The 14,997-nt window shown below is 66.2% G+C and carries 14 protein-coding genes; 6 read left to right on the plus strand and 8 right to left on the minus strand.

The window, feature by feature from the left end; all coding sequences use genetic code 11:
* Nucleotides 1-29: 29 nt before the first annotated feature.
* From ACU0B3_RS12165 to ACU0B3_RS12175, 3 genes are all read right to left on the minus strand, one after another.
* Nucleotides 30-890: a branched-chain amino acid aminotransferase gene (locus ACU0B3_RS12165; RefSeq protein WP_446261125.1), complete on the minus strand. Its 861-nt coding sequence runs from the start codon at nt 888-890 to the stop codon at nt 30-32.
* 80 nt (nt 891-970) lie between these two features.
* Nucleotides 971-1,516, minus strand: coding sequence for a GDYXXLXY domain-containing protein (locus ACU0B3_RS12170; protein ID WP_446261126.1), 546 nt, complete (start codon nt 1,514-1,516; stop codon nt 971-973).
* Entirely contained in the window at nt 1,513-2,760 is a 1,248-nt protein-coding gene (locus ACU0B3_RS12175; RefSeq protein ID WP_446261127.1) for a DUF2157 domain-containing protein, read from the minus strand. The genes ACU0B3_RS12170 and ACU0B3_RS12175 overlap by 4 nt, the downstream gene beginning before the upstream one ends.
* A 77-nt stretch (nt 2,761-2,837) precedes the next feature.
* On the opposite strand from ACU0B3_RS12175, the gene ACU0B3_RS12180 reads away from it, so the two are divergent.
* Nucleotides 2,838-3,335: a GNAT family N-acetyltransferase gene (locus ACU0B3_RS12180; RefSeq protein ID WP_446261128.1), complete on the plus strand. Its 498-nt coding sequence runs from the start codon at nt 2,838-2,840 to the stop codon at nt 3,333-3,335.
* A gap of 207 nt (nt 3,336-3,542) precedes the next feature.
* Here the strand turns inward: ACU0B3_RS12180 and trpS are convergent, their stop codons facing one another.
* Nucleotides 3,543-4,568, minus strand: a complete 1,026-nt coding sequence (gene trpS, locus ACU0B3_RS12185; protein ID WP_446261129.1) for a tryptophan--tRNA ligase — start codon at nt 4,566-4,568, stop codon at nt 3,543-3,545.
* 127 nt (nt 4,569-4,695) lie between these two features.
* Here trpS and ACU0B3_RS12190 point away from each other — a divergent pair, with 127 nt between their 5' ends.
* On the plus strand, nt 4,696-5,400 hold the full coding sequence (locus tag ACU0B3_RS12190) for a rhomboid family intramembrane serine protease (RefSeq protein WP_446261130.1): 705 nt from the start codon (nt 4,696-4,698) through the stop codon (nt 5,398-5,400).
* 5 nt (nt 5,401-5,405) lie between these two features.
* Here ACU0B3_RS12190 and murJ read toward each other — a convergent pair whose 3' ends face one another.
* Complete coding sequence (murJ, locus tag ACU0B3_RS12195; protein WP_446261131.1) at nt 5,406-6,953, minus strand: murein biosynthesis integral membrane protein MurJ; 1,548 nt, start codon at nt 6,951-6,953, stop codon at nt 5,406-5,408.
* A gap of 230 nt (nt 6,954-7,183) precedes the next feature.
* Here murJ and ACU0B3_RS12200 point away from each other — a divergent pair, with 230 nt between their 5' ends.
* On the plus strand, nt 7,184-7,885 hold the full coding sequence (locus tag ACU0B3_RS12200; RefSeq protein WP_446261132.1) for an FkbM family methyltransferase: 702 nt from the start codon (nt 7,184-7,186) through the stop codon (nt 7,883-7,885).
* Between the two features lie 100 nt (nt 7,886-7,985).
* Here ACU0B3_RS12200 and ACU0B3_RS12205 read toward each other — a convergent pair whose 3' ends face one another.
* The 3 genes from ACU0B3_RS12205 to ACU0B3_RS12215 are packed head-to-tail and all read right to left on the minus strand — an operon-like array spanning nt 7,986 to nt 12,607.
* Nucleotides 7,986-8,666, minus strand: coding sequence for a uracil-DNA glycosylase family protein (locus tag ACU0B3_RS12205; RefSeq protein WP_446261133.1), 681 nt, complete (start codon nt 8,664-8,666; stop codon nt 7,986-7,988).
* A gap of 1 nt (nt 8,667) precedes the next feature.
* A complete protein-coding gene (locus ACU0B3_RS12210) occupies nt 8,668-11,448 on the minus strand; it encodes a [protein-PII] uridylyltransferase (protein WP_446261134.1) in 2,781 nt (926 codons plus the stop codon).
* On the minus strand, nt 11,438-12,607 hold the full coding sequence (locus ACU0B3_RS12215) for a penicillin-binding protein activator (protein WP_446261135.1): 1,170 nt from the start codon (nt 12,605-12,607) through the stop codon (nt 11,438-11,440). Before ACU0B3_RS12215 ends, ACU0B3_RS12210 begins: the two co-directional genes overlap by 11 nt.
* A gap of 115 nt (nt 12,608-12,722) precedes the next feature.
* Here ACU0B3_RS12215 and rsmI point away from each other — a divergent pair, with 115 nt between their 5' ends.
* From rsmI to gshB, 3 genes are read left to right on the plus strand one after another with little or no spacing between them, the layout of a single operon-like run.
* Entirely contained in the window at nt 12,723-13,559 is an 837-nt protein-coding gene (rsmI, locus tag ACU0B3_RS12220) for a 16S rRNA (cytidine(1402)-2'-O)-methyltransferase (protein ID WP_446261455.1), read from the plus strand.
* Nucleotides 13,556-13,957: a YraN family protein gene (locus ACU0B3_RS12225; RefSeq protein WP_446261136.1), complete on the plus strand. Its 402-nt coding sequence runs from the start codon at nt 13,556-13,558 to the stop codon at nt 13,955-13,957. The genes rsmI and ACU0B3_RS12225 overlap by 4 nt, the downstream gene beginning before the upstream one ends.
* Nucleotides 13,958-14,017: 60 nt before the next feature.
* Nucleotides 14,018-14,965: a glutathione synthase gene (gshB, locus tag ACU0B3_RS12230; protein WP_446261137.1), complete on the plus strand. Its 948-nt coding sequence runs from the start codon at nt 14,018-14,020 to the stop codon at nt 14,963-14,965.
* The last annotated feature ends 32 nt before the right edge of the window (nt 14,966-14,997 follow it).

Raw genomic sequence — 14,997 nt, forward strand, 5'->3', positions numbered from 1 at the left:
CGATGCGGAGCGCAATCATTCACGTGTTTTCAGGCCGTCGCCGCCCAGTCCCAGTACATCTCGCGCACCCGGCGGGTGACGGGGCCGACCTGATACGAGACGTCGTCAAAGGCGGTGATCGGCGTGACCTTCATCATGTTGCCGGACATGAACACCTCGTCGGCATTCTCGAAGTCGGCAAACGTCAGCACCTTTTCCACGACCTCCACCCCATCGGCGGCGAGGTTCGTCATGTGGCGCTTGCGCGTGATCCCGGCGAGGAACGTCCCGTTGGGGATCGGCGTGAACACCACCCCGTCCTTGACCATGAAGATGTTGGCCGTCGCCGTCTCCGCCACGTTGCCCATCGCATCGGTGACGAGCGCATTGCCAAAGCCCTTGGCCCGCGCCTCCGCCAACATCCGCGCGTTGTTGGGGTAGAGGCACCCCGCCTTGGCATCCACCACCGCGTCCTCCAGCACCGGGCGGCGGAACCGCGTGCGGGTGAGGGTCGAGGACATGCCCTCGGGCGCCATCGGGATCGCCTCGAGCGAGATCGCGAACCCCGTTGCGTTGGGTTTCGGTACGATCCCGAGGTCCCCGCCATCCAGCGCCCAGTACATCGGCCGAACATAGACCGCCTCGTTCTGCGTATACGCCTTGAGCCCGTCGCGGATGATGCCGACCATCTCTTCGGTTGTCACCGTGGGTGTGATCATCAGCGCCTCGGCCGAGCGGTTGATCCGCGCGCAGTGTGCCTCGAGATCCGGCGTGCGCCCGTCAAAGTGCCGCGCCCCGTCGAACACCGTCGTGCCAAGCCACGATCCGTGGTCGGCGGCGCGCATCACGGCGGCGTCCTCGTCGAGCCAGGCGCCATTGAAAAAGGTTCGGATCTGGGTGCCTGTCGCCATGCCATGTGCCTCCGCTCTTGATCGGGCGCACCATGCCCGGGAGGGCAGGGGGAGTAAAGGCGCGCTTGGGGGGGCGGGCTCTAGAACAGCGGCTCGAGATAGACCGGGCTGCCGCCCACCGCGATCCCCTTGATCACCGCGCTGCCGTCCTCGGTCACAGCAAGGATCACACCTAGTTCCCCCGCATCGCGCAAATCCTCAAGTTCCTGTGCACGCTTGTAGGGCGCGTAGTAGCGCCGGAAAGGAAAGCTGACCCCGAGCAGGTTCTCGGAATGAAACGAATACTCACCCTTGAGCACAACGCCCTGCGACGGCGGAGCAAAATGAACGTCCACCGGCTCCCAGACCCCGCCCGAACCCGGTCTCAGCCGCACGTAAAGTGCGGCGTCATCCGGTGTTCCGGTCATATCCGGCGTCGCCACGCGCCGCCGGTCCAGCCGCGCGATCTGGAAATTCAGCGTCACGTAATGTCCGCGAAAGAGGTCCCGCGGGTCGACCATCGTCGTGCGCAGCGTGACTTCCCGCCCGGCCTCGAGCCGCGCCGCTCGGTCCAGCAGCATCGCCCCGATCAGCCCCGTCTGCACAAGCGCCGCCGCCAGACACCCCAGGACCAAAAGCCGGCTCATCGCGCCCCCCGCAGCTTTGCAAGCCAGACCGCCAGCCCTGCGCTCAGCAGCAGCACCAACCCGGCTCCGACAAAGAACGCCGCCGTCGACAACAGATCGCCCAGCGTCTTGGCATAGATCACAAGCAGCACCGTGGTGACCCAAAGCCCGCCGAGCACGCGCAGGGCCATCAGGTCCGCGCGGTACCCCATCAGCACCACACCCAAGCCAAGCAGCAGGATCACCGCATCCGTCAAGACCGGCACCGCCAGGTGAAAGAAAACCAGCGCGGCCAGGCCGAGCGCAAGGCCGAGACCCAAGAGATCGCCGCGCGCCGCGCCTGCACTCTGCCAGGCCATCACGGCACTTGCCGCAACGCACGCCGCCAGCTCAGCCCACTGCCATGCCGAAACGTTTATCCACTCAAGCTCGACCGGCAGAGCAAAAGGCTGCACCAGCACCAGCCCCGCCGTCAGCAGCGCATAGACCAGCAAAGCGCCCTCGAACCCGCCGAGCCATCGCGGGCCCGCAAGACTGAACCGCGCCGCCGCCGCAACCAAGCCCGCCAGCGCAAAGACGACGAGATACGCGCCTCCCTGCGCATCGGCATTCCCCATCACCGAACTTATCGCCCAGGCGCCCAGCCCGAGCGCGACCAGATGCGCCGGTACAAGGCTCCGCCACCACGCGGCCAGCGCGCCGGCACACACGAGAACCCCGAGCGGATGCCAATGGATCGACCAGGGATCATCGACCAGCTCCATCATGTGCAGCGCTGCGCCCAACACCAGCGCCAGAACCAAGGCCGCCCTCGCACCCGTCACCGCAGCCGCCGCCAGCGTCACCCACACCCACAGGCGCACCAGAGCCGACGCATCTCCCTGGATGTGGTACATCTGGCTGACCAGCATCACCGCCGCGCCGAACAGGCCGCAGGCCAGCACCACCCCCGCCTCGTACCAGACCCGCCAGCCGCGATGGCGGGCGTAGACCGCACCGCCCCAGGCGCCCCAAAGCGTGCCAACCAGCAGGCCCAGACGCACCAGCCGCGGCATCGCGTCCCAGTTGGCCGCCACAAATCTCAGCGCGCCAAGGACCAGACAGGCAACACCCGCAAGCACCACAAAGGCGCCGAACCCCCTCCGCGCTGGCGGCGCTCCCAGGTCCTCGCGCAAACGGCCAGCGGCATCGCGAGGCAAGACACCCCGCGCCTCCCAGTCATCGACTGCCGCATGCAGCGCCTTTCGTGAAGCCAGCCAACGCATGCCCCGAGGATGCCCGCCCCGCGCTACACCGCAAGTCAGGATTTCCCCAAACCCGCAATTTCCGCTAAGGTTGTGCTATGCACATCTGGCTCACCCAAATGACCGAGGCGCATACCGCTGAGATCGCCGCCATCTGGCACGCCGGCTGGCACGAGGCGCACGCCGCAATCGTCCCGCAGACGCTCACCGACCTGCGCACGCTTGAAAACTTCACCGACCGGCTCGCCGCACTTATACCGCACACCCGCATTGCCATGACAACCGCAGGACCAGTCGGCTTTGTCTCCCTGCTCAAAGACGAGGTCTACCAGGTCTACGTCGCTCCCGCCGCCCGCGGCACGGGCGCCGCAGCCGCCCTGATGCACGACGCCGAAGCCCGCCTCGCCCGGCTAGGCGCCACCCGCGCCTGGCTCTCCTGCGCCACCGGCAACACACGCGGCGCTGCCTTCTACGAACGCGCGGGCTGGACCCGAACCCGCGAGGAAGACACCCCGCTCGCCACCTCCGCCGGCCCCTTCATGCTCCGCTGCTGGCGCTACGAAAAAGCCCTCGACACCCCCATGCCACGCCTCTGACGCACCGTCCCCTCGTTGCGCGCCCGCGTCCCAGCTTCTTCTGGCTAAAAATATCCCCGCCGGAGGCTCCCGAATTGTGCCGCAAGCGCATGCGAGTCGTTCGATGGGCTCCGCCCGTTCACAGGCGAAACGCTCCACAGGAGCGTTTCCGGGAAGCCTGTTCACTCCCCGCCGGAGGCTCCCACACTCAGCCACTCGCGGACACGCCTACCGCCCAGGCGCCACCATCCCCACAATCTCGTAGGTCTGCGCTAGGATCGGCGCGGCAATCGCGCGCGCGCGGCCCGCGCCTTCGGCCAGAATGCGATCGATCTCGTCCGGCGCATCCATCAGTTCGGACATGCGCCCAGAGATCGGCGCCAGCTTTTCGACCGCGAGCTCCGCCAGCATCGGCTTGAATTCCGAAAACTGCTTGCCACCCACGTCCCGCAGCACCGTACCCGCGTCGGTCTCGGCCAAAGCGGCGTAGATGTTCACGAGGTTGCGCGCCTCGGGGCGCTCCGCGAGGCCGTCCGTTTCGGACGGAAGAGCGTCCGGGTCCGTGCGCGCCTTGCGTATCTTGCTTGCGATCGTGTCGGCGTCGTCGGTCATGTTGATCCGGCTCATGTCCGAGGGATCGGATTTCGACATCTTCTTGGACCCGTCGCGCAGCGACATGATCCGCGTCGCGACCCCCTCGATCACCGGCTCGGTGACCGGGAAGAAGTCGACGCCGAAGTCGTTATTGAACTTGATCGCGATGTCGCGCGTCAGCTCGAGGTGCTGCTTTTGGTCTTCGCCCACCGGCACGTGCGTCGTGTGGTAGATCAGGATGTCCGCGGCCATCAGCGACGGATAGGCAAAGAGCCCCAGCGAGGCGTTCTGCTGGTTCTTGCCCGCCTTGTCCTTCCACTGGGTCATGCGCTGCATCCAGCCCATCCGGGCGACACAGTTGAAGACCCAGCCCAGCTGCGCGTGTTCCGGCACCTGGCTTTGGTTGAAGAGCATGGACTTGGCCGGATCGAGCCCCGCCGCGATATATCCCGCCGCCAGTTCGCGCGTGTTGTGGCGCAGCGCGGCCGGGTCCTGCCAGACGGTGATCGCGTGCAGATCGACCATGCAATAGAGCGTCTCGATGCCGCTCTCCTGCATCTGCACGAACCGTTTGATTGCCCCGAGGTAATTGCCCAGCGTCAGCCCACCCGAGGGCTGGATCCCGGAAAAGACGCGGGGCGTGAACTTGGTCTCGGACATGGCTGTGTCTCCGTCGGGCCGGCGCGAGGGCCGGATCAGCACTCCGCCTTTTCAAGGCGTCGCGGCTGGCGTACCCATGGCGCAGCACCCCGTCAAGGAGCGCTCCCGCCGCGGAGCCCGATGCGCCATGTCCGACACGCCCGATCCGCACCACACGCCGCCCATCGCGCCGGTCAATCCGATCCCGCCGGTGGTGCTGGCGCTCTTTGCCGCCGTGCTGGGTGTCGAAATGATCTTCACGCTCGGCGCAGCCGGCTATGTCGGCGGACCCGAGGCGATCGGGTGGCGGCTGGGCGCGCTCCGTGAGTACGCGTTCTTTGGCCCGGTCTTTGACTGGATGGTCGAGCAGAGCCGCTTCCCGCGGGAACACCTCCAGCAGTTTGTGACCTACCCGTTCGTGCACGGCTCCTTCACCCACGCGCTCATCGGCGGCGTGATGATGCTGGCGCTGGGCAAGATGGCGGGCGACGCCTATGGCAACCTCGCGGCCTTCGTCCTCTTCTTTGCGTCCTGCATCGGGGGCGCGCTCGCCTATGCGCTCATCACGGACAGCGAGGTCCCGCTCTACGGTGTCTACCCCGCGGTCTACGGCTACGTCGGCGCCTACACGTTCGTGCTCTGGGTCAAGCTCGGCCAGTCCGGCCAGCCGCAGGTCCGCGCCTTTGCCCTGATCGGGTTCCTGCTCGGCATCCAGCTGCTCTTTGGTCTGCTCTACGGCGCGGGCCCAACTTGGATCGCGGACCTCTTCGGCTTTGTCACCGGGCTGGCCCTCGCGCCGCTCCTGGCGCCCGGCGGGGTCCAAAGGATGCTCTCCAAACTCCGCCGCGAATGAAGCTGTCAGGACCTGCTGCGTTTGAGGGAAGCTTTAAGCTCACTCAGCCGGATCGCCCCCAGCACATGCGCAAAGGCAAAGTAGCTGGTGATTCCCAGAACGACGAGCGCGGCAAGTGCCAGGTACCGCACGCCGGCACTGCCAAGGCTCGGACCCAGCACGATCTGCCCGAACCACAGCACCACTCCCATCAGCGCCGAGGCCAGCACGATCCGCCACACGCGTTTGCGCAAGCCTGGATCGAACCGCGCCACCTCGCCCATGCTGCGGCTGCCCACGTGGAGCAGCAGCACGATCAGCCAGCCCGACACGGTTGCGGCAATCGCGGGCGCCGTCCAGCCGATCACAGGCGCGAGGCCAATCGCCAGACCCGCGTTCACCACCATGCCCCAGACGGCATAATGAAACGGATGCCGCGTGTCCGACCGCGCAAAGAAGAGCGGCTGGAGCAGCTTTTGCAAAACAAACGCCGGCAGGCCGAGGCCGTAGATCGTGACCGCGGTGGCGATGGCCGCTGAATCGTCCGCCGTTGTGGCGCCCCGCTCGAAGAGCACGGACACCAGAGGCAAAGGGATCACCATCAGCGCCACCGCCGCCGGGATCGTCAGCGCCAGCGAAATCTCTCCCGCCCGGTTGAACGCCTCCCGCGCACCCACGTCATCCTTGGCGGCAAGTCGGCGCGACAGGTCCGGGAGCAGCACAATCCCGACTGCAATCCCCACAACTCCCAAAGGAAGCTGGTAAAGCCGATCGGCAGCAAAGAGCCAGCCCACCGCCCGGTCAAAGGTCGAGGCCACGATCTGGCCGACCACGAGGTTGATCTGCATCACACCGCCCGCCAGCGCCGCCGGAACCGCGATCTTCACCAGTTGCCACATCTCGGGCGAGGGGCGGGGCAGGCGCAACCTCAGAGCAAAGCCCGCCTTTGCCGCAGCCCACCAGACCAGCGCCAGCTGCGCCACCCCCGCCACGGGGATCGACCACATCAGTGCTCTTGCGATGTCTCCCCCGAGGTAAAACCCCCCCGCCATCCCCGCGATGAGAAAGATGTTGAGCAGAACCGGCGCCGCAGCCGCAGCGGCAAACCGCCCGGTAGCGTTGAGCACGCCCGACAGCAAGGCGGCCAGCGAAATAAAGAGGATGTACGGGAACGCAATCCGCCCGAACTCGACCGACAGGTCGAACTTTTCCGTCCCCTCGAACCCCGCCGCCGTCGCCCAGACCAGCCAGGGCATGAAGAGCTGCGCGAGCAGCGTCAGCACGATCAGGATTGAGGCCAGCCACGACAGCGCGTCCTCGGCAAACCTCTTGGCGCTGGCATCCGTCTCCAGCCGTTTCGAAAACATCGGCACAAACGCCGTGTTGAACGCCCCTTCGGCAAAGAAGCGGCGAAAGAGGTTCGGCAGCCGAAACGCCACCACATACGCCTGATAAAGCGGCCCGGTCCCGAGGAACGCCAGGATCATCGCGTCGCGCACAAACCCCAGAACGCGGCTCATCAACGTCCAGCCCCCCACGGTCAGGAAGGCAGAGAGAAAGCGGATGGGTTTCATGCGGCTCCGGTGCTTTTGGGTGCATCTACCGCAACGCCGGGGGCAGGGGAAGAAACGTCTGGCGCGCCGCCCCTCGCACGCTGCGTCATGTCGCCGAATGTGGAAAAGCGGCGCTGCTCGAAAAGGCACAATGCGTTGGCAAAATGTGTGGCGACCGCCCGCGCGGTGGCGACACGGGTCCGCTTTGCGGTACCGAGATATGCGTGCTTTCAAGCGGTGTGAGGTCTTTTGTGCCTGAATTTGCGATCAACGGTGTGGTGCTGGACGTGCCGGAGACGCTGCTCGACGACAAGCTGACGGGCAAGCTTGCCGAAGGCCGCTACGAAGAGGCGGAGGCGCGCGCGGTCAAGATGCGCGTGCAAGCCGGGCAGCGGGTCCTCGAGCTCGGAGGCGGCATCGGCTATATCAGCGCGCTCTGCGCGCAGCAGACGGACCCGGAAAACGTCGTGACGGTCGAGGCGAACCCCGAGACGCTGGATGTGATCCGCGCCAATCTCGACCGCAACGGCGGGGCCAAGACAACGCTGATCCACGGAGCCGTGGCGCTGGGCGCCAAAGAAGGCGCCACAACCAAGTTCCACATCAGCCGCAGGTTCTGGGCGTCCTCGCTGGCGGGCGCCGAGGTCAAACGGCGCGGCATCGTGCGGGTGCCGCGACTGGGGCTCTTCCGCCTTTTCCGCCAGCACCGCCCGCATATCGTGATCGTGGACATCGAAGGGGGAGAGGCCGAACTTTTCGACAAACCCTGGCCCAAGCACGTGCGGCAGGTGATTATGGAACTGCACCCGGCCCAGTACCCCACCTCGACCATCAAGAAGATCGTGGACTGCATGTCCGCAAGCGGCCTCACCTACGACCCTGGCTGCGCCCGTGGCAAGCTCATCGCCTTCCGCCGGGTGTGGTCTGCGCAGTCTGTCGATAGTTCCGAGTGATTGCATAGCAACCGGCATTCCGGGCAAGCGGCGCCGCCGCGCCCCCACCTTTGGTCATTGCAGGCTTGGCTCGGAAATCTGAGGCAACAGGCGCGCGGGCTTAGGCTCGGCAGATTCCCGCAAAGAGACTGTTCAGCGCGTCAGCGCTCGACGGGCGGGTCATGATCGAAAACCGCGACAAGTGCGGCAGTCCGATCCACGTGCCGCCTGGGAATACCCCGCGCAATGCAGAAACGCGGCCCCATCCGACCGGATGGCGCGCTGCGGCCGTCACGCCGAGCACATCGCGGATGGAGATGTGGGTCGTGCGCCCCATCGTGACGACAAGACGCGGTGATGCGCGCACAAGGATCTCGCGCCAGAGCTTTTCGCCGAATGCCCGTGCTTCGGGTTGCTCGGTTAGCGACGCCTCGCTCCGCGACCGGAAGGGAATGAGGTTTCCGGCAAGGACATCTTCCGGCGCGACGCCCAGCCTGTCGAAGAGGGCCAAGACCTGTTCTTGCAAGCGGCTGCTCTTGCCCCAGCACTCCACTTCTGCACGGTAGGCGGAGCCGGTCTCGCAGGAGAACTCAGGGCTCGCGATGGCTTCTTTGCCCCCGCCGGGATTGAGCCCTATAAATGCGACATCTGCGCCACCCAGCACGCGAGCCGGGCTGTAGAGCAAGCGCCAACCGAGGCCCGCATTCGGGTGCGCGGCGACACGCAGGGCGTATTCTGCCGCGATCCTGCCCTCGAGCGACGCTGCGTTCGATGGCGGCAAACCGCGGGCAGGCCCCGACATCTCACCCTCCCTCAGCTCGCTCGACGCCCGACGCGATGGCGTCGCGGAGGCGGCGTTCGATGGTGCGCTGTTTGCTTTCGGAGTAGAATTTGAGGCCGAACATGTCCTTGACGTAGAAGGCGTCGACGACCTGTTCGCCGTAGGTGGCGATCACGGCGGAGAAGATGTTGATGTTGAGGTCCGTCATCGTGCGCGTCAGGTCGTAGAGCAGGCCCGGGCGGTCGCGTGTGTCGACCTCGATGATGGTAAAGATGTCCGAGCCTTCGTTGTCGAAGGTGATCGTCGTCGGCACCGAGAAGGCGCGCTCGCGGGTCTTGATGACATCGCGGGACTTGATCGCCTCGCGCGCGACGACCTCGCCCTTGAGCGTCTTCTGGATCATGCCCGAAAGGCGGGGCAGGCGGGACGCCTCGTAGGGCTTGCCCTCGATGTCCTGCAGCCAGAAGGCCGCCGTCACATAGCCGTCCTTGGTGGTAAAGCTGCGCGCGTCGACGACATTGGCCCCGACCAGCGCCAAAGCGCCGGCGAGCCGGGAAAAGATGCCGGGGTGGTCGACCATGGCAAAGCAGGCGCGGGTGGCGTCGCGGTCGTCGTCGGGGTGCAGGTCGATGCCGATCTCGTCATCGCTCAGCCCGTGCAGCATCCGGGCAAAAGCGACGTGCGCGGTGACATGCAGGCCCTGCCAATAGGGATCGTAGTGGCGTCCGATCTCGGTTTTCAGATCCTTGCCGGTCCAGTCCGGCAGCGCCTCGCGGAGCGCGCGCTTCGCATCAGCGCCGCGGTTCTCGCGGGTGAGCGCCTCCATTCCCTCTTCGAGGGCGCGCCGGGTCTGGCGGTAGAGCGCGCGGATCAGCGCCGCCTTCCAGTTGTTCCAGGTGTTCGGGCCGACCCCGCGGATGTCGCAGACAGTCAGCACTGTTAGCAGGTCGAGCCGCTTGACCGTCTGCACCGCCTTGGCAAAGTCGCGCACGGTGCGCGGATCGGCGATGTCGCGTTTCTGCGCCATGTCGGACATCAAAAGGTGATAGCGCACCAGCCATTCCACGGTCTCGCATTGCGCCTTGTTCAGTCCCAGCCGGGGCGCCACGGTCCGCGCGATCTGCGCGCCGAGCACCGAGTGGTCCGTGTCCCGCCCCTTGCCGATGTCGTGCAAGAGCAGCGCGACATAGAGCACCTTGCGGTCCACCCCCTCCTTGAGGATGCCGGAGGCGACGGGCAGCTCTTCGACCAGCTCCTCGTGCTCGATTTGCGCCAGCGTGCGGATCGTCTGGATGGTGTGCTCGTCCACCGTGTAGTGGTGGTACATGTTGAACTGCATCATCGCCACGATCGGCTCGAATTCGGGGATGAACGCGGCCAAAACGCCCAGCTCGTTCATCCGCCGCAGGGCGCGTTCGGGGTTGCCATATTTGAGCAGGAGCCCGAGAAACAGCTTTTGCGCCTCCTTGTCGGCGCGCATCTCCTCGTCGATCCGGTGCAGGTTGGCCGCGATCAGCCGCATCGCGTCCGGGTGGAGCAGCAGTCCGGTGCGCAGTGCCTCGCCGAAGATGCGCAAGAGGTTGAGCCGGTCCTGCAGGAACGCTGCGGGGTCGGTGATCGCGAGGCGGTTGTTCACCACGACGTAGCCCGGGCGCAGCTTGGGCGGGCGCTTTTGCAAAAGCCGCGTCAGCAGCGGCGCCTCCTTGGTGTGGTCGGCCTCGAGCGAGGTCAGCAGGATGCGCGTCAGCTCGCCCACCCGCGTGGCGTGCCGGAAGTAGTCCTGCATGAAGACCTCGACCGCCCGCCGCCCGGCCCGGTCCTCGTACCCCAGCGCCTCGGCCACCTCGACCTGCTTGTCGAAGGTCAGCTGCTCGGTCGCGCGGTTCGCGGCAAGGTGCAGGTGGCAGCGCACCGCCCAGAGGAAGGCATAGGCCTGCTCGAACGTCTTGTACTCGTCCGCGCTGAAGACGCCGCGCGTCACCAGCACCTGCGGGTCACCCGTGGCGTAGACGTATTTGATGATCCAGAAGAGCGACTGCAGGTCGCGCAGCCCGCCCTTGCCTTCCTTGACGTTCGGCTCCACGAGATACCTCTGGCCGCCGTGCTTTTGCAGGCGCTTGCCGCGTTCCTCGAGCTTGGCGGTCACAAACGCCTTCTCGCTGCCGGTGAAAAGGTCGTTCCTGAGGCGCGTCGCGAGCTCTTCACCCAGGGCGGTATCACCCGCCAGCGTGCGCTGCTCGAGCATCGCGGTGCGGATGGTGAAGTCCGTCGCGCCGAGCCGAAGGCAATCCTTGACCGTGCGGCTGGCGTGCCCGACCTTGAGCCGCAGATCCCACAGGATATAGAGCATCGACTCGATCACGCTCTCGGCGCGGGCGCTGATCTTGTAGGGCGTGAGGAACAGCAGATCGACGTCCGAGAACGGTGCCATCTCGCCCCGCCCGTAGCCGCCCACGGCCAGCACCGCGAGACGCTCGTTCTCGCTCGGGATCGGCAGGGGGTGGAGGTCTTCGGTGGCGAGCCGCCAGGCCGTTTCGACCAGCCCGTCGGTCAATACCGCATAGGAGCGGATCGCGGCGTCCGCCTCGAACGGGCGCTTTGCCAAGGCTGTCGCAATCGCCGCCCGCCCGGATTTCTGCGCCTCTGCCAGCAGCTTGACGGCCACCGGGCGCAATGGCGCGCCCGGGTCACGCTCCGCGCGGATCGCCTCCAGCACGGTCTCGAGGTCGAAGATGTCCCGCGCCGGGCAGATCAGGTCGTCCCGTGCCGTCTCCCGCTCGAGCGTTGCGGTGTCAGGACCCACCGAAGCTCCGCGGGGCCGGGTCGATCACCACCATGCTGCCGTTTGCGACGCGCGCAACGGCAAGGCCGCGCTCGACAGTGCCGCCCGAGCGCAGACGGAAGATGCCCGCCGCGCCTTCGAACCCGTTGGACCGGGTGAGCGCGCGGGTGGTCAGCGCATCGCGGCGCCCGCCGGCAAGGAGTGTGCCCACAGCCGCCATCGCGTCATACGCCGCCGGGGACAGGGGATGCGCCGGGCTGCCGTAGCGCGCGCTGTAGCGGCTCTCGAACGTGTTCAGCCGGCCTCTGTCGGGCGTGGCGAACCAGCCGCCCTGCAGGCTCGGCAGGCTCAGCACCTGGCTGTTGTCCCAATTGGTCAGACCGATGGACTGGCCCGCGCTCGCGTCGAGCGTGCCGGCCACGAGCCCCAGTGATCCTGCCGCCTCGGCGGTGATCAACAACGTGTCCGCACCCGTCGACTGCATCGCCGCGTTGGCGCGCGTGCCGGCGGCCGTCGCGGCAGCGGGGTTGAAGTCGTAGGAGACCGTGTCGACGATCGACATGCCGTTGCGGGATGCTGCGGCGGTAAACGCGTTCCGCCCGACTTCTCCGCCGAGGTTCTTCTGATGGAGGATCACTGCCGAGGATTTGCCCTGACGCGCGGCGTAGGACATGAGCCGATTGGCTGTGTTCTCGAAGGTCGTGCTCATGACAAAGACGTTGCCACCCGCGATCGAGGCGTTGTTCGACAGCGCCAGCACCACCACGTCATCGTCCGCGACCGCCCGGCCTGCCGCGTTGGCAGCCTCGGCAAAGAGCGGCCCGATGATGATCTTGGCGCCCGCATCGACGGCGGCCTGCGCCTTTTGACCCGCAACCGCGGCAGAGCCTTCGGTGTCATAGACCCGCAGGTCGATGCTCGCCTTGCCCGCCAGATCCGCCACGGCAAGCCGCACGGCGTTCTCCATGCTGCGCGCTACCGGGCCACCATTGCTGTCGCTGGTCGGCAACAGGAGAGCGACCGGCACAGCCTCGCCCGGATCGACCGACTGGCCAGCCGCGCCGCCACCGGGCAGGGCATTGGTCACCAGAGAGGGATCACAGGCCGCAAGCGCCATCATCGACACCCCGGCAAGCGCCGCGCGCGCCTTTGTGCAGGTTTTCCTGAAAACAGCGAGCATGGCCGGTAACTCCTTGAAACACCCCGCGCCGCCGGGGCACACGTCAGCATAGTCCGTCACACAGGGACTTCCAGTGCCATATATCAACAATGCTCCCCTTGCGCCGGGATTGTATCTGGTTGCAACCCCAATCGGAAATGCGCGCGACATCACGCTGCGCGCGCTCGATGCGTTCGCAAATGCCGACATGCTGGTTGCCGAAGACACCCGCACGCTGCGCAAACTTCTCGAGCTGCACGCGGTCCCCCTCGCCGGACGGCGGATCACCGCCTACCACGACCACTCCGATCCTTCGGTTGCCGCACGGTTGATGGAGGCCATCGCCGCCGGCAAATCCGTCGTCTACGCGTCCGACGCCGGCACACCCCTCGTGTCCGACCCCGGCTTTGGCCTCGTGCGTGCCGCCCGCGAGGCGGGCCACCCGGTCACCGCGCTTCCCGGCGCCAGCGCCCTACTCACAGCCCTCGCCGTCGCCGGATTGCCCACAGACCAATTCCTCTTTCACGGTTTCCTGCCACCCAAATCGGCTGCACGCCGCAAGGCGCTCGAAGCGCTCCACACGGTGCCGGCAACCCTCGTCTTCTACGAATCACCACACCGCATTTCCGCCTGCCTTACCGACGCCATCGCCGTCTGCGGCGCAGAACGGCCCGCCGCGCTCTGCCGTGAGTTAACCAAGAAGTTCGAAGAGACGCGCACCGGAACGCTCGATTTTCTGTTGAAAAGTGTCGAGGCAAACCCGCCCCGGGGTGAGATCGTGCTTCTCCTCGGACCCGGCCGTTTACCATCACCTCATTTAGAGGATGTCGACACCACCCTTCGCGCGCTATTGTCCAACCACCCCGTCAAAACTGCCGCGCACGAGGTCGCCCAGCAGTTCGGGCTCCGCAAGCGCGATGTCTATCAACGTGCGCTCGCGCTCAAAGGCGATCTCGAAGGAGACACGGAATGATCGTAGCCGCGCAGTCAGCTCGTCCACAAACAGCCCGCCAGCACCGCGGCGCGGTGGCCTATCACCGCGGCCTCTCTGCGGAGCAGAGCGTGGCGCGCGACTACGAAAGCCGCGGCTGTGAGGTTGCCAGCACACGTTGGACCGGCGGCGGCGGAGAGATCGACCTGATCGTACAGGACGCCAGCGAAATCGTCTTTGTCGAGGTGAAAGCTGCGCGCAGCCACGCCGAAGCCGCAGAGCGCCTGCACGCGCGTCAGATGCAGCGCATTGCGCTCAGCGCAGCCGAGTACCTCGACACGCAGCCCGGGCGCGGTCTGACGCCCGCGCGGTTCGACGTTGCGCTGGTGGACGGGCAGGGCCGGGTTTCGGTCATCGAGAATGCCTTTGGCTGCATGTGACCCGTTGCCTCGGCCATGGTGATCGGTCAAACCGGCATCGCACAACCCTGCGGAGGTCACATGCGCGTCGCTTTTCAGATGGACCCGATCGAGGCGGTCGACATTAACGCGGACAGCACCTTTCGGCTCGCCGAAGAGGCTCAGGCGCGCGGGCATGATCTCTATGTCTATCACCCCGATGCCCTTGCCTACGATGGCGGTCAGGTCAAAGCGCGTGCGCAAGCTCTGCGCGTGGCGCGGACCCAAGGCGCGCATGCAGCCCTGTCGCCGGCAGAGGACATCGATCTTGCGGAGATGGATGCGATCTGGCTGCGCCAGGACCCGCCCTTCGACATGCACTACATCACGACGACGCATCTCCTCGACCGGCTCCGCGACGACGTTCTGATCGTAAATGACGCGTTCTGGGTTCGGAATGCGCCGGAAAAGCTCTTTGTCCTCGATTTCCCGGACCTGATGCCGACCACGCTGATCACCCGCGATCTCGAGAGGCTGCGCGCGTTCAAGGACGCGCACCAGGACATCATCGTGAAACCGCTCTACGGAAACGGCGGCGCGGGCGTGTTCCGGCTAAGGCCGGAGGACCGCAACCTCGCCTCGCTGCACGAGCTTTTCACCGCGTCGAGCCGCGAGCCGTTGATTGCGCAGGTCTTTTTGCCGGACGTCTCAAAAGGCGACAAGCGCATCATCCTCGTCGAGGGCGAGCCCGTGGGGGCCATCAACCGCGTGCCTGCCGCAGGGGAGACCCGGTCGAACATGCACGTCGGCGGACGGCCCGAGCCGTCGGAGCTCACGGCCCGTGACCGCGAGATTTGCGCCGCCATCGGTCCCAAACTGCGCGAGATGGGGCAGGTGTTCGTCGGGATCGATGTGATCGGCGACTACCTCACGGAGATCAATGTGACCTCCCCGACCGGCATTCAGGAACTCGAGCGGTTCGACGGCACCAACATCGCCGCCCGCATCTGGGACGCGGTCGAGGCGCGTGTCGCGGAACGCGCGGGATAAACCCATGACCTAGCTGCAGTCGGTCGGAAGCA

The sequence above is a fragment of the Pseudaestuariivita sp. genome (assembly GCF_052825805.1).

Excerpts from the sequence above, each read along its gene's own strand:
- ACU0B3_RS12165 (WP_446261125.1), bottom strand. The coding sequence starts at position 890 with ATGGCGACAGGCACCCAGATCCGAACCTTTTTCAATGGCGCCTGGCTC.
- ACU0B3_RS12215 (WP_446261135.1), bottom strand. The coding sequence starts at position 12,607 with ATGCTCGCTGTTTTCAGGAAAACCTGCACAAAGGCGCGCGCGGCGCTT.
- ACU0B3_RS12180 (WP_446261128.1), top strand. The coding sequence starts at position 2,838 with ATGCACATCTGGCTCACCCAAATGACCGAGGCGCATACCGCTGAGATC.
- ACU0B3_RS12190 (WP_446261130.1), top strand. The coding sequence starts at position 4,696 with ATGTCCGACACGCCCGATCCGCACCACACGCCGCCCATCGCGCCGGTC.
- gshB (WP_446261137.1), top strand. The coding sequence starts at position 14,018 with ATGCGCGTCGCTTTTCAGATGGACCCGATCGAGGCGGTCGACATTAAC.
- ACU0B3_RS12225 (WP_446261136.1), top strand. The coding sequence starts at position 13,556 with ATGATCGTAGCCGCGCAGTCAGCTCGTCCACAAACAGCCCGCCAGCAC.
- ACU0B3_RS12170 (WP_446261126.1), bottom strand. The coding sequence starts at position 1,516 with ATGAGCCGGCTTTTGGTCCTGGGGTGTCTGGCGGCGGCGCTTGTGCAG.
- murJ (WP_446261131.1), bottom strand. The coding sequence starts at position 6,953 with ATGAAACCCATCCGCTTTCTCTCTGCCTTCCTGACCGTGGGGGGCTGG.
- ACU0B3_RS12175 (WP_446261127.1), bottom strand. The coding sequence starts at position 2,760 with ATGCGTTGGCTGGCTTCACGAAAGGCGCTGCATGCGGCAGTCGATGAC.
- trpS (WP_446261129.1), bottom strand. The coding sequence starts at position 4,568 with ATGTCCGAGACCAAGTTCACGCCCCGCGTCTTTTCCGGGATCCAGCCC.
- ACU0B3_RS12205 (WP_446261133.1), bottom strand. The coding sequence starts at position 8,666 with ATGTCGGGGCCTGCCCGCGGTTTGCCGCCATCGAACGCAGCGTCGCTC.